A 12,502-nucleotide genomic window follows, 5' to 3' on the forward strand; every position below is an offset into this window, starting at 1 on the left:
GCAGAATCCTATTCGTCGCTCGACGTTCCGCTGGCGCCGGGCGCGGCGGCCGCCGCCTTGCGGCGCGCCTCGACGCGATCCTGGCGCTCGACGCCGATTAGCTCGGCGACGCGCCAGACGGTGTTGTCCTCCAGTTCATGCAGTTCGCCGTCGGCATAGACGATTTCCCACATCAGGCCGATGAAAGCCTTGCGCGCCTCGGCGTCGAGATGGCGCTTCAAGACGCTGGTGAAGGCATAGAGGTCGATCGCCTCATTGTCGGCGCGCTCGCCGGCGGCAGCCAGTGCATCGAGCTCGTCGCCGCTGATCGAATAGCTCTGCGCCAGCACCTGCTTGAACCGCTCCCACTCGACATCCTGGCGCACGCCGTCGGCATTCATCACATGATAGAGCAAAGCCGACGCCGCAACGCGCGGATCGTCCGCATTGGCGCGAGCCCCAGCCCCGGAGGGCAGGTCTTTCAGAAAGGCCAGGACGCGTTCGAACATGGTGCTCACTTCACTTTATTGGAGCATGATCTTTTCCAAAACCGCTATCCACTTTTTGGGATCATGCTTCAGGGATCAAAACAGGCGGAAGCGGCGCGGTGACTTCTCCGCTTCGTCGTCGGGGTCGACGCCAGGGTCGTCGGGCAGCCGAGCCAGTTCCTCGGCAGGTTCGACGGGTTCGGCATCGGGCGGTATTGCGGCGAAAGCGGCGGCGGTGACCGGTGTGACCTGGTCATCGCCCACAGCGGGCTTCGGCTCGGTCGGCGCCTCGCTGCTCGTCCTGGCAACGGCGGGATGATCGATCACTTCGGCTTCCTTTGCCGGCTTGGCGGGTGCCGCAAGCACCGGCACATCGGCTTCGGACGCTTCTTCATGGCTGTCGATGAGCTGGCCCAGCCGCTCCATCGGTGCGCGCCAGGCGAAAGCGTCGAGCTTGCCGCTGACCGGCGATACCGGCGCCCAGCGTTCGGAGACGACGCCGTCGGCGACCCAGGCCGGATCGCGCGGCGCCCTGACCGCCTTGGACAGCAATTGCCTGATCTTGCCCTGGTCGCCGGTCTCTGCCTCCTCGATATCGGCCAGCAGCAGGTAAGCGCCTTCCCGGCGATCCATGCGGATCGCGGCTTCCGCCTCGCGGCGGGCGGTGGAAAAATCCTGCGCATCGAGCGCGGCGCGCGCCACCGTCATCGACGATTCGGCATTGTTGCGCTTCAGCTCCTGCAGCTTCTTCGCCCGGTTGAGACGATCGACCACGGCATCTCCCGGCCTTGCATGGGTGTAGAGCTCGGCGATCTCGGGATGCGGCTCCGCCTTCCAGGCTGCCTCAAGGATCTTCGAGCCTTTGCGCACATCGTTCTGTTTGAACAGAAGATTGGCGGCTGCAACCGCGGCCGGTGCGAAATCGGGCGCGAGCTTGTTTGCCTCGAGTGCCGCTGTCTTGGCTGCATTGGGGTCGCTATCGGTCAGCGCCTGCGCCTTGGCGGTCAACAGCACAGCGCGGCGGCGATTGGCGGCGTCGCGTTCGATCTGCCTGGTCGACTTCTGCGCCTCCACCAGCTTCAGCGCGCCGTCCCAGTCGCCGCGCCCGGTCAAATCTTCCAGCGTCGATTCGGCGGCCCAAGCCAGTTGCGGCGCGACGGAAGCGGCGCGCCCGGCATAGTGACGCGCCGCGTTGCGGTCGCCGAGCCGCTCGGCTTCGAGATAGAGCCCGCGCAGGCCGAGCAGCCGCATTTCGGGGTCGTCGAGCATGGCCTCGAATTTTTCCCGCGCGCCCTCATGGTCGCCTTCCAGCAGCGAGGCTTGCGCTTCGAGCAGCTGGATCAGCGGCTCCTGGTCGGAGCGGATCAGTTTGGCGGCTTCCTTGGACTTCTTGCGGGCCAGCGCGCCGTCGCCGGCGCCGGCTGCGATCATGCCGGTCGACAGCGCCTGATAGCCACGGTCGCGGCGGCGGACGCGGAAATAGCGCGAGATCGTGTACGGGCTGTTCCACAGCGACTTGACCAGCCACCAGACGATCATCACCGCTGCGACGACGGCAACGATCGCCACCGCCGCCACCATCAGGCTGACCTGGTATTGGTAACCGTTGAAGGTGACGACCATCTCGCCGGGACGATCGGCCAGCCAGGCAAAGCCGAGGCCGAGCGCGAAGACGGCGGCGAGAAAGATGAGAATGCGGATCATCGTGTCGTCCTCATGCCTTCATCGCACCTGCAATCAGCGCGTCGACCTGCGTCTCGACGTCGATGCGCGCCTTCAGTTTGCCGGCAAAGTCGGCGCCGGCAGCCTTGACCGCATCCGGCAGCGTTGCGTATTCGCTGAGCGCCTTGGCGTAGTCGCCCTGGTTGACCGCCACTTCGATGCGCGCCACGGTTTCCGGCGCGCCGGCGCCTTCGACGGCGCCGATCGGCCGGACCTTGACCAGCGATTCGGCGCTCGACAAAAGGTTCTGGAAGAAGCCGGCATTTTCATCGACCGGCGTCGCCGCCGCGACCATCGCATTGGCCGCGGCGTCGGCCTCGCCGGCGATCTCGGTGCGGGTCGGGACGCCCTTTTCAGCGTAGGGGCGCAGCGCTGCAATCTGCGGTGCATCGGGCGAGATCGCCGCGAAGGTCTCCAACTCGGCGGCGAACGGCGCGCCGCGGTCAAGCGCCGCCTTCAAGGCCGAAGCGGCGATGGCCATCGCGATCTTTGGCTGCGAGGCCTGCGCATCGACCTTGCCGGCGAGCTGCGTCACCGACTGCTCCAGCGCGGCGATCTTGCCTTCCTGCGCCTTGGCTGCCTCGCCGGCCGATTTCACCAGTGCGTCGAGGCCCGCCAGTCTTTCATTGAGCGGCGCGAGATCGACGGGCGCTGCACCACCGGCCTGGCCAAGGGCGGCGACCGCCGTCTCGATCTGCTTGACCTTGTCGCCAAGCGCTGCAAGCCCGGCATTGTCGCCGGCGCCGCCCTTTTCGACCGCCGATTTCAGCGATGCGACATCGGCCTTGACCTGATCCAGCGCCGAAGACAGCCCGTCGACCTTGGCCGTTGCGGCGCCATTGCCGCTGGCTTCCCTGAGGTCGGCGACTTCGCGCTTCAGCGAAGCGATCTCGCCATTGACGCCGTCGAGCGAGACCGTGCCCGCCCCTGAGCCCGGAGCGCCAAGCACGCCGGCAAACTGCAGCCCCCCGGCGGCAGCCAGCGCGATGACACCGCCGATGATGCCGGCGGCAATGCCGTTCGTGCGCTTCGGTTGCGCGGCCATGGGCTGGTTCCCGGCTGTCCTTGGGGTTTCCTTGGGTGCACCCGGCTTGGGCGAGGCATCCTCGAAACTGTAGTCGGAGGTTCTGGCGCGCGGTGGCGCATCCGAAGCGGTGGGGTAAGGCTGCTCCGCCTGGGTGGACGCCTTGGCATCTGCGCTTTCGGGAGCGGCCTGTGCCGCGGCATCGGAGTGCTCCCACGGCTCGAGATCGGCCTGATCGGCATGAACGGGCTCGTAAGGCGTCTCCGGCTGCGCATTGGCCATGGCAGCGGCATCCTCGGCTGCAACCGACTCTGCCGGGGCCTCGACGTCGTCCGAGTTGGCGACATCCGTCTTGGCGGCATCCGCATCGGCAATGCGCGAGACAGCGCCGGGTTCGAGTTCGATGGTCACCGGCTCGCGGTGGCTTTTCGAATGTCGCATCTTCGGCGTCTTGACCATGCCTGGGCTCCGCAATCCTGCTTCGTCTGGGCGCCCGACGGCGCGTGATGGTTTGAAAAATGGTCTAGCACATCATCATCAGGTGAAAAGGGGCGGCGTGATGACACGGCGCTCAGTCGCCGCGGTGCAACAGCTCAAGCAGCGCCTCCTCCTGCGGATCCCGCGCAATGCGTATTTTTTTGCCGGCGGCATTGTCAAACGCCGCTGCCACGCGCTCGGAGAGCGCAAAAGCCTGCATGTTTTCAAAGAGATCGCGCAGTTCCGCCCGGCTGGCCAAGGCCTGCAACGCTGCCGCCGCCTTGGCTGAATAGAGCAGCACCGCGTCGACCGCCTGATCGGACAGGCGTGTACGGATTTCAGCATCGGAATAATCGAGCGAAATCGTGTCGTAGGTTTCGACGGTGCGGACCTCGACGCCGGCCTTTCGCAGCCGCGCCTCGAATGCCGGAAACCGCACGCGCCCTGTGAGATAGACGACCGCCTTGCCGGAAAGGCCGGCAGCAATCGCCTCGGCCAGCCGCTCGGCGTCGCCCGCCCCTTCGCTGACCGACAAGAACCCTGTCGAACGTGCCGCTTCAGCCGTCCTGCGTCCGACGGCATGGCAAGGCAAGGCGGCGAGCGCACGAATGAGTTCTTTCGGCGCATGCCGCACCGCATTTGCGCTGGTCACAGCGACGGCCACGGCATTGTCGCTCGCAGCATCGGCGCCAACCCGCAGTGTCACCGTTTCGGTCAGCGGCAGAAGGAGCGGCTCAAATCCCAATTCCTGCAGCCGCCGCATGGTTCGCGACGCCCCAGGTTGCGGCCGCGTCACCAGGACACGCATATCAGACCCAGCCGTCGAAGAAGGTTTCGCCCGCTTTGACCCGCACCATCCTGGCCGCGTCCGTGCCGATGTCAGCGGCATCCAGCGCCAAGCCTTCGGCCTTGACCTCATGCGATTGCGTGCCATCGGGCGAAATGATCAGCCCGGCGAAAACCAGCCTGCCGCCCGATATCGTCGCATAGCCGGCGATCGGCGTGCGGCAGGAGCCATCGAGCGCCGCCAGGAAGGCGCGCTCACAGGCCAGCGCCTGGCCTGTCGGCACATCATGGATGGCCACCAGCATCTTTTCGACCTCGCTGTCGCCGATGCGGGTTTCGATGCCGATTGCGCCTTGTCCCGGCGCCGGCGGAAAAGCATCGAGCGGCATCAGATCGGTGACGACATGGCCGAGCCCGAGCCGCTTCAGCCCGGCATAAGCGAGGATCGTGCCTTCGGCGACGCCTTCCTCCAGCTTGCGCAGCCTGGTCTGCACATTGCCGCGGAACATGACCACGTCTAGGTCCGGCCGCATGCGCCGGATCAGCGCCTGGCGCCTGAGCGAAGACGACCCGACCTTGGCGCCTTGCGGCAAATCAACAATGCGCTTCACCGCCTTTCCGATGAAGGCGTCCCGCGCATCCTCGCGCGGCAGGAAGGCGGACAGCTCCAGCCCGACCGGCAGCACTGTCGGCATGTCCTTGGAGGAATGCACGGCGATATCGATCGTGCCGGCCAGCAGCGCCTCTTCGATTTCCTTGGTGAACAGCCCCTTGCCGCCGGCTCCCGACAGCGGCCGGTCCTGGATGCGGTCGCCGCTGGTCGAAATGACGACGACCTCGAAGGCTTCCGCCGGCATGCCATGCGCTTCCATCAGCCGCGCCTGCGTCTCATGCGCCTGGGCGAGCGCCAGCGGGCTGCCGCGTGTTCCTATTTTCAAAGTTTGCATGGCGCGCGGTCCGTGATAACCCCCGGCTGGCTTTGCGTTTCCGGCGCTCTCCCTAACGAGGCCCGCCTCTACTAACTAGGAAAGTCCGGCGACACAATCTCTGGAGACAGCGACGAATTGATCCGCGTTCTGGGCATTGAGACGAGTTGCGACGAGACCGCCGCCAGCGTGGTGACGCTGGACGGCGATTCCGTGCCGGTGATTGCGTCCAACATCGTGCTCAGCCAGATCGAGGAGCACGCCGCCTTCGGCGGCGTCGTGCCGGAGATCGCCGCGCGTGCCCATGTCGAGGCGCTGGACGGCATTGTCGAGGCCGCTCTTGCGGATTCGGGCGTAGCCCTGGCCGACATCGACGCCATTGCCGCCACTGCGGGCCCCGGCCTGGTCGGCGGGCTGATCGTCGGCCTGATGACGGCCAAGGCGATTGCAGCGGCCGCCGGCAAGCCGCTGATCGCCATCAACCATCTCGAAGGCCACGCACTGACCGCAAGGCTGACCGACGGGCTCGACTTTCCCTATTTGCTGCTGCTGGTTTCCGGCGGCCACACCCAGATCGTCGCCGTGCGCGGCGTCGGCGACTACCAGCGCTGGGCGACGACCATCGACGACGCGCTCGGCGAAGCGTTCGACAAGACGGCCAAAATGCTCGGCCTGCCCTATCCCGGCGGCCCGAACGTCGAAAAGGCGGCAATGTCGGGCGATGCGACGCGCTTTGCCTTTCCGCGGCCGATGAGGGGCTCGGCGCAGCCCGATTTCTCCTTCTCCGGCCTCAAGACCGCCGTGCGCCAGGCGGCGACCGCCATCCAGCCGCTAAGCGAGCAGGATGTCGCCGACATCTGCGCCTCGTTCCAGGCGGCGGTAGCCGATGCGCTTGGCGACCGCGTGGCCCGCGCGCTGGCCCGCTTCCGTGACGAATTTCCGGACAAGGCCAAGCCGGCGCTGGTCGTTGCCGGTGGCGTCGCCGCCAACAGAGCGATCAAGGCGACGCTGCAGAAGCAGTGCGCCGAGGCCGGCTTCGCCTTTGTCGCGCCGCCGCTGAAGCTTTGCACCGACAATGCGGCGATGATCGCCTGGGCCGGGATCGAGCGGTTGCGGGCAGGCCTGTCGCAAGAGAACGGCTTCGATTTCGTGCCGCGTTCGCGCTGGCCGCTGGACAGCATTTCGGCCCCGATGGTCGGCTCCGGCCGGCGCGGAGCAAAAGCATGAGCGCCGGCAACACAAGCGGCAGGGACAGAGCCGGCTGGCGCGTCGCCGTGCTCGGCGGCGGCGCCTGGGGCACGGCGCTGGCGCTGGCGATGCTGCGCGCCGGTCACGATGTCCAGCTCTACGCCCGCGACGAAGAGACTGTTTCCGCGATCCGCCGCGGCGAGAACCCGCGTTATCTCCCCGGCATCGCCATTGAAGCAGGCATTGCGGCGACGAGCGATATCGGCACGGCCCTGACCGATGCCGATTGCGCGCTGGCGGTGGCGCCGGCGCAGGCGCTGCGCGCCATGCTGACGACGGCAAAGCCCCATATGCCGAAAGGCATCCCGCTGGTTCTCTGCGCCAAAGGCATTGAGCGCGACACCGGCGCGCTGCTGTCGGCGATCGTTGGTGAGATCCTGCCCGAAACTCCGGTTTCGGCCTTGTCCGGTCCGAGCTTTGCCGCCGATGTGGCCAGGGGTCTGCCGACCGCTGTCGTGGTTGCTGCCCCCGACGACGCCTTGGCGGCCGAGCTTGCCGCGCGCTTTTCGGCGCAGAATCTGCGCTGCTATTCCAGCGACGATTTGATCGGCGTCGAGATCGGTGGCGCTTTGAAGAATGTCTTCGCCATTGCCGCTGGCGCCGTCACCGGCGCTGGGCTCGGCGCCAGCGCGCAGGCCGCCATGGTGACACGCGGCTTCGTCGAACTGCGCCGCATCGGGGCATCCTTCGGCGCCAAGCCGGAGACGCTGATGGGGCTTTCCGGCCTCGGCGACCTTTTGCTCACCTGCTCTTCGGCCCAGTCGCGCAATTTCGCCTATGGGCTGGCGCTGGGGCAAGGCAAGCCCTTGGCCGGACTGCCGCTCGCCGAAGGCGTGCCGACGGCGGCGATCGCCGCCCGCATCGCCACCGAGCGCGACATCGACGCGCCGATCATCGCTGCGGTGTCGGCGATACTGGACGGCACGATCACCATTCGGCAGGCTGTCACGGCATTGATGACCCGGCCGCTGAAGACCGAAACCGACCTCTGATCCCCTAACAAACCGGAGTTTAACATGCTGTTTGCGTTGATTTGCAAGGACAAGCCCGGCAGCCTGCAGGTGCGGGTCGACACGCGGCCGGTCCACGTCGCCTTTCTCGAAGGCCTGAACGCCGACAACAAACTGGCCTTTGCCGGCCCGTTCCTCGACGCCGAGGGCAAGCCCAACGGCAGCCTCGTCGTCGTCGAAGCGCCCGATCTCGCTGGTGCGCAGGCGCTGTCGGCTGCCGACCCCTATGCCAAGGCCGGGCTGTTCGAAAGTGTCGAAATCCGCCAGTGGAACTGGACCTTCAACAAGCCGGCGGCTAGTTAGTTCCGACGGCGCCTAGAGCGATCCCAGGAAAAGTGTGGAACGGTTTTCCGTCCGGAATTGCGCAAAAAATAGTAGTTGGAGCAAAGACATGAACTACTGGCTGTTCAAATCCGAACCTTCGGTCTTCTCCTTCGAGGCGCTGAAGGCCAAGGGCAAGGCCGGCACGCAGTGGGACGGCGTGCGCAACTATGCAGCGCGCAACAACATGAAGGCGATGCAGATCGGCGATCTCGGCTTCTTCTATCACTCCAATGAAGGGCTGAACGTCGTCGGCATTGCCGAAGTCTGCGGGCTTGCCCATCCCGACAGCACCACCGACGATCCGCGCTGGGAATGCGTCGACATCCGCGCCTTCAAGGACGTGCCGAACCCGCCGACGCTGGAGCAGGTCAAGGCAAATCCGAAGCTTGCCGAGATGGCGCTGGTGCGGCTTGGACGGCTTTCCGTACAGCCGGTGACGCCGGCCGAATGGAAGGAAGTCTGCCGCATGGGCGGCCTGACGCCGGCTCCGTGACGGTCCTCACGCCGAACAGCGCGAAAAAGTTCATTCTCGACAACACGGCGCTTATGTCGCCGCCGCATGTGCCGGAGATTGTCCTCAATCTTGCCGACGAAGCGCATGACCTCTGGCAGCGCACGGAGAACGAGCTGATTGAAATCGGCCTGCCGCCGCCGTTCTGGGCCTTTGCCTGGGCCGGCGGTCAGGGCCTTGCCCGTTACGTGCTGGACAATCCGTCGGATGTGCGGGGCAAACGCGTGCTCGACTTCGCCTCCGGCTCCGGCCTTGTCGCCATCGCCGCCGCCAAGGCGGGTGCGGCGCACGTGATCGCCGCCGACATCGACCCGTTCTGCGAAACGGCGATCCGCCTCAACGCAGAGGCCAATGGCGTTGCCATCGACTTTTGCGGCACGGACTGCATCGGCACCGACGCCGGCTGGGACGTGGTGCTGGCCGGCGACGTCTTCTACGACAAATCCTTCGCCGACACGCTGATGCCGTGGTTTTCGACACTGAAGGCGCGCGGCGCTGACATCCTCGTCGGCGATCCGGGCCGCTCCTACATGCCGAAGGCGGGACTGGAGCCGCTCGCCGTCTACGAAGTGGCGGTGACGCGGGCGCTGGAGGACGCCCTGGTCAAGCGCACCACGGTGTGGCGCTTCGCTTGACGGCATTGCCGAACAGGCGTTCCATCGCGCATTGATTTGAAGAATACGCATGTCGTTATCCCAGAACCGTCAGGCTTTGGGCTGCATGCTTGAGGGGAGGACTTTATGGATTTTTCAGTGGTGAACTGGCTGGCGGTGGTTGTCGCGGCCGTCGCGGCGTGGCTGTTTGGCGCCGTCTGGTACACGGCCCTCAGCAGGCCTTGGATAAGGGCGGCCAGGATCGATCCGTCAACGTCAAAGAAATCTATATTGCCCTTCATCATCTCCTTCATCGCCGAGCTGATCATGGCGCTGGTCTTGGCCTTGGTCGTCGGCGCGATGACCGGCGGCGAGCCGGTCCTTGTCGCAGGGCTGGTCTTCGGCTTCGTCCTCTGGCTGGGTTTCGTCGCCACGACGCTGACGGCCAACCATCGCTATGAGAATTTCGGCTGGGACCTGACCCTGATCGACGGCGGCCACTGGCTCGGCGTGCTGTTGATCATCGGCGCGGTGATCGGCTGGTTCGGGACGCCGGTCGCCGGCTGAGGCCTGCAGAAGTCGTCAGGTCTGCGTCCTGGCGACTTCGTCGAGGATCCATTCACGGAAAGCGATGATGCGCGGATCGTTGGCAGTGCTCTCGGGATAGACCAGGAAGTAGCCGAACTCCGGCCCCACGCGCAGACCGAGTTCAAAGGGCTGCACCAGCCTTCCCTGGGAAAGGTCGTTTGCCACCATGGCGAACTCGGCGAGCGCCACGGCATTGCCGTCGAGCGCCGCCTGCACGGCATCGGTAGAGGTTCCAAACACGATAGTCCGGCTGTCGTCGAAATCGTTGATGCCGGCCGCCGCCATCCACATGCGCCAGTTCGGCCATGTCACGCCTTGGCGCGACCATTCGATATGGGCCAGCGTGTGGTTGAAGAGGTCGCGCGGTTCGCGCAGCGGCGGGCCGGAGGTCAGCAGGCTCGGGCTGCACACCGGAATGAGGATGTTGTCGAACAGGCGATGGGCGCGAAGCCCCGGATACTTGCCAACCCCGAACCGGATGCCGACATCGACGTCGTCGAGTTCGAAATCGCGCACTTCGTAGCCGATGTCGAACCTCAGTTCGATACTGGGCTGAAGTTTGCGAAAATCGTCGACGCGCCGCATCAGCCATTTTGACGCGAACTGCGCGTCGAGCGTTACCTTCAGCAATGCCGTGCCGCGCGTCAGCTTGCGCGCCCGCGACACCGCCCGGTTGAGCAGGTCGAGCGCATCGATCGAGGCCTCGAACAGCACCGTACCTGCCTCGGTCAACCGGATGGTACGACTGGTTCGCGTGAACAGCACCAGCCCGAGCTGATCCTCGATTTCCTTGATCTGGTGGCTGACCGCCGCCGGCGTCAGCCCGAGCTCGTCGGCAGCGCGGGTGAAATTGAGGTGGCGGGCGGCGGCTTCCAGAGTCCTCAGCGCGCGCGTTCCGGGCAACAGACGGGACATCACCTTATCCTCAAATAAAACTTGACGATCCGAAAAGAACTACTCGTTTCTCTCATGGATTTCAATGCGGCATGATGCATCCATCGAAACACCATCAAGCCGGATTTGATATCTGGCGGAACACGGGAGCGCATCATGTCCATCTTCGTTTTGAACTCGCCAGCAGCTCGCTCGAACTGGTTGCATGCCGTAACGGACTGGCTTCGCCAGGCGAAAGTCGCCATCAACCTGCCGCGCCACGACGTGGAGGACCTGTCGGATCGCCAGCTGCGCGACGTCGGCGCGCAGCGCAAGGACGTGACGCGGGCCGTGGACCGGGAACTCGGCCGGCTTGGATTGCTGGACACTGGGTGGCAGAAGCCGAGAAGGCGTTAGGCAACGGTGAGTAGTGAGTAGTGAGTAGTGAAACGACGCCGAGGCCATCCTACTCCCTACTCCCTACTCCCTACTCCCTACTCCCTACCTCACCACCCTCACCACCGTCCGGTCCGACACCAGCGGCAACAGCCGCGCCATTGTCCGCGCTGTCACCGCCACGCAGCCTTGCGTCGGTGTGAAGCCTGGGCGCGCCAGATGGAAGAAGATGGCGCTGCCACGGCCGCGCCGGCGCGGCGCCATGTTCCAGTCGAGCACCAGGCAGGCGTCATAGAGGCGGTCGTCGCGCCGCATTCGCTCATGGCTGGCGCCATAGGGGATTTTCACCGGCCGGTTGTAGTTGCGGTCGTCCGGCACCTCGCACCAGCCGAGATCGGCGCCGATCGGCGCCATCGCCAGCCGGGTTTTGCGGCCGGCCGCGAAATGATCGCCCCGAAAATATCCTGACAAAATCCGCATCTCGCCAAGCGGCGTCGCACCGTCGCCTTCGCGCTTGTTGGCTGAGATGCCGCCGCGTCCGAGCGCGCAGGCAAACACCTTGCTGCCGGCCTGCAATATCCCCTGGCTGGGGTTGCCCGGCCTCGCCCGAACCACCAGCACACGCAGCCCTTTCGGCAAAATTGCGCCGGCTGCATTGCGATCGCGTTTTTTCTTGTATGATCGTGTCACGGAACAAATCACTGTGATCGGACTGTTGCGCCGGTCAGCTTCCGCATAAATGGGGGGCGGTCAACTGAAAATTCTTTTCAAAACAATGGATTGATCCATGACATCACGTACCATTCTGATCGTTGACGACGATGACGACCTGCGCGGAACCCTCGTCGAGCAACTGGCCCTTTACGAAGAATTCGACGTCTTGCAGGAAGCGACCGCCGCCAAAGGCGTCGCCGCGGCGCGCGGCGGGCTCATCGACCTACTCATCATGGATGTCGGGCTGCCCGACATGGATGGCCGCGAGGCGGTGAAGATCCTGCGCAAGGGCGGCTACAAGGCGCCGATCATCATGCTGACCGGCCACGATACCGATTCCGACACGATTCTGGGCCTCGAGGCGGGCGCCAACGACTATGTCACCAAGCCGTTCCGCTTCGCCGTGCTGCTCGCCCGCATACGCGCACAACTGCGCCAGCACGAGCAGAGCGAGGACGCCACCTTTTCGGTCGGGCCCTACACGTTCAAGCCCAGCCAGAAGCTTCTGATCGACCAGCGCGGCGGCAAGGTGCGGCTGACCGAGAAGGAAGCCTCGATCATCAAATATCTCTATCGAGCCGACCAGAAGGTGGTCACGCGCGACGTCCTGCTTGAGGAAGTGTGGGGCTACAATTCCGGCGTCACCACGCACACGCTCGAAACTCACGTCTACCGGCTGCGCCAGAAGATCGAGCGCGATCCTTCCAATGCTGAAATTCTTGTGACAGAAAGCGGCGGCTACAAGCTGGTTCCTTAAACTTTTCATTGTTCAATAGGCGGTCGGGGCGGGACTGTTTCGGGGAGGATCCGGCTGGGGGAGCCTGGATCGGCCCGCTGCGCAGA

General features: G+C 65.1%; 15 protein-coding genes. 8 read left to right on the plus strand and 7 right to left on the minus strand.

From position 1 onward, the window contains the following. Positions 1-8 precede the first annotated feature (8 nt). From NKI37_RS23235 to hemC, 5 genes are all read right to left on the minus strand, one after another. Entirely contained in the window at positions 9-488 is a 480-nt protein-coding gene (locus NKI37_RS23235; protein ID WP_023702389.1) for a tellurite resistance TerB family protein, read from the minus strand. 75 nt (positions 489-563) lie between these two features. Continuing rightward, the gene (locus NKI37_RS23240; protein WP_352787141.1) at positions 564-2,171 is read right to left on the minus strand and encodes a heme biosynthesis protein HemY; all 1,608 of its coding nucleotides are present in this window, start codon (positions 2,169-2,171) and stop codon (positions 564-566) included. 10 nt (positions 2,172-2,181) lie between these two features. Continuing rightward, positions 2,182-3,672: a COG4223 family protein gene (locus NKI37_RS23245; protein ID WP_352787143.1), complete on the minus strand. Its 1,491-nt coding sequence runs from the start codon at positions 3,670-3,672 to the stop codon at positions 2,182-2,184. A 112-nt stretch (positions 3,673-3,784) separates the two neighbouring features. After that, on the minus strand, positions 3,785-4,498 hold the full coding sequence (locus NKI37_RS23250; protein ID WP_352787144.1) for a uroporphyrinogen-III synthase: 714 nt from the start codon (positions 4,496-4,498) through the stop codon (positions 3,785-3,787). A 1-nt stretch (position 4,499) separates the two neighbouring features. Then, complete coding sequence (gene hemC, locus NKI37_RS23255; protein ID WP_352787145.1) at positions 4,500-5,423, minus strand: hydroxymethylbilane synthase; 924 nt, start codon at positions 5,421-5,423, stop codon at positions 4,500-4,502. 120 nt (positions 5,424-5,543) lie between these two features. On the opposite strand from hemC, the gene tsaD reads away from it, so the two are divergent. From tsaD to NKI37_RS23285, 6 genes are all read left to right on the plus strand, one after another. Then, positions 5,544-6,629, plus strand: coding sequence for a tRNA (adenosine(37)-N6)-threonylcarbamoyltransferase complex transferase subunit TsaD (gene tsaD / locus NKI37_RS23260; protein WP_352787165.1), 1,086 nt, complete (start codon positions 5,544-5,546; stop codon positions 6,627-6,629). Beyond that, a complete protein-coding gene (locus tag NKI37_RS23265) occupies positions 6,626-7,642 on the plus strand; it encodes an NAD(P)H-dependent glycerol-3-phosphate dehydrogenase (RefSeq protein WP_352787147.1) in 1,017 nt (338 codons plus the stop codon). The genes tsaD and NKI37_RS23265 overlap by 4 nt, the downstream gene beginning before the upstream one ends. Positions 7,643-7,666: 24 nt before the next feature. Continuing rightward, the gene (locus NKI37_RS23270) at positions 7,667-7,963 is read left to right on the plus strand and encodes a YciI-like protein (RefSeq protein ID WP_023670486.1); all 297 of its coding nucleotides are present in this window, start codon (positions 7,667-7,669) and stop codon (positions 7,961-7,963) included. An 88-nt stretch (positions 7,964-8,051) separates the two neighbouring features. After that, positions 8,052-8,477, plus strand: a complete 426-nt coding sequence (locus tag NKI37_RS23275; protein WP_023683904.1) for an EVE domain-containing protein — start codon at positions 8,052-8,054, stop codon at positions 8,475-8,477. Further along, positions 8,432-9,130: a class I SAM-dependent methyltransferase gene (locus NKI37_RS23280; protein ID WP_023702382.1), complete on the plus strand. Its 699-nt coding sequence runs from the start codon at positions 8,432-8,434 to the stop codon at positions 9,128-9,130. The genes NKI37_RS23275 and NKI37_RS23280 overlap by 46 nt, the downstream gene beginning before the upstream one ends. A 105-nt stretch (positions 9,131-9,235) precedes the next feature. Beyond that, positions 9,236-9,655, plus strand: a complete 420-nt coding sequence (locus tag NKI37_RS23285) for a DUF1761 domain-containing protein (protein WP_352657171.1) — start codon at positions 9,236-9,238, stop codon at positions 9,653-9,655. A gap of 15 nt (positions 9,656-9,670) precedes the next feature. On the opposite strand, the gene gcvA is transcribed toward NKI37_RS23285, so the two are convergent. Beyond that, positions 9,671-10,591: a transcriptional regulator GcvA gene (gene gcvA / locus NKI37_RS23290; protein WP_023683901.1), complete on the minus strand. Its 921-nt coding sequence runs from the start codon at positions 10,589-10,591 to the stop codon at positions 9,671-9,673. A 135-nt stretch (positions 10,592-10,726) separates the two neighbouring features. On the opposite strand from gcvA, the gene NKI37_RS23295 reads away from it, so the two are divergent. Then, the gene (locus NKI37_RS23295; RefSeq protein ID WP_352741008.1) at positions 10,727-10,966 is read left to right on the plus strand and encodes a hypothetical protein; all 240 of its coding nucleotides are present in this window, start codon (positions 10,727-10,729) and stop codon (positions 10,964-10,966) included. Between the two features lie 84 nt (positions 10,967-11,050). On the opposite strand, the gene NKI37_RS23300 is transcribed toward NKI37_RS23295, so the two are convergent. After that, positions 11,051-11,587 (minus strand): L,D-transpeptidase family protein, encoded by a 537-nt coding sequence (locus tag NKI37_RS23300; RefSeq protein ID WP_196813612.1) that lies wholly within the window; start codon positions 11,585-11,587, stop codon positions 11,051-11,053. Between the two features lie 145 nt (positions 11,588-11,732). On the opposite strand from NKI37_RS23300, the gene NKI37_RS23305 reads away from it, so the two are divergent. Further along, positions 11,733-12,416, plus strand: coding sequence for a response regulator transcription factor (locus NKI37_RS23305; RefSeq protein WP_023670493.1), 684 nt, complete (start codon positions 11,733-11,735; stop codon positions 12,414-12,416). Positions 12,417-12,502: the final 86 nt, after the last annotated feature.

Source organism: Mesorhizobium sp. M0626, assembly GCF_040320665.1.
In the GTDB taxonomy this organism is placed as follows: domain Bacteria; phylum Pseudomonadota; class Alphaproteobacteria; order Rhizobiales; family Rhizobiaceae; genus Mesorhizobium.

Bases quoted from the DNA above. Each gene is read 5' to 3' on its own strand.
- NKI37_RS23235 (WP_023702389.1), bottom strand. From the start codon at position 488: ATGTTCGAACGCGTCCTGGCCTTTCTGAAAGACCTGCCCTCCGGGGCT.
- NKI37_RS23240 (WP_352787141.1), bottom strand. From the start codon at position 2,171: ATGATCCGCATTCTCATCTTTCTCGCCGCCGTCTTCGCGCTCGGCCTC.
- NKI37_RS23245 (WP_352787143.1), bottom strand. From the start codon at position 3,672: ATGGTCAAGACGCCGAAGATGCGACATTCGAAAAGCCACCGCGAGCCG.
- NKI37_RS23250 (WP_352787144.1), bottom strand. From the start codon at position 4,498: ATGCGTGTCCTGGTGACGCGGCCGCAACCTGGGGCGTCGCGAACCATG.
- hemC (WP_352787145.1), bottom strand. From the start codon at position 5,423: ATGCAAACTTTGAAAATAGGAACACGCGGCAGCCCGCTGGCGCTCGCC.
- NKI37_RS23265 (WP_352787147.1), top strand. From the start codon at position 6,626: ATGAGCGCCGGCAACACAAGCGGCAGGGACAGAGCCGGCTGGCGCGTC.
- NKI37_RS23270 (WP_023670486.1), top strand. From the start codon at position 7,667: ATGCTGTTTGCGTTGATTTGCAAGGACAAGCCCGGCAGCCTGCAGGTG.
- NKI37_RS23275 (WP_023683904.1), top strand. From the start codon at position 8,052: ATGAACTACTGGCTGTTCAAATCCGAACCTTCGGTCTTCTCCTTCGAG.
- NKI37_RS23280 (WP_023702382.1), top strand. From the start codon at position 8,432: ATGGAAGGAAGTCTGCCGCATGGGCGGCCTGACGCCGGCTCCGTGACG.
- NKI37_RS23285 (WP_352657171.1), top strand. From the start codon at position 9,236: ATGGATTTTTCAGTGGTGAACTGGCTGGCGGTGGTTGTCGCGGCCGTC.
- gcvA (WP_023683901.1), bottom strand. From the start codon at position 10,591: ATGTCCCGTCTGTTGCCCGGAACGCGCGCGCTGAGGACTCTGGAAGCC.
- NKI37_RS23295 (WP_352741008.1), top strand. From the start codon at position 10,727: ATGTCCATCTTCGTTTTGAACTCGCCAGCAGCTCGCTCGAACTGGTTG.
- NKI37_RS23305 (WP_023670493.1), top strand. From the start codon at position 11,733: ATGACATCACGTACCATTCTGATCGTTGACGACGATGACGACCTGCGC.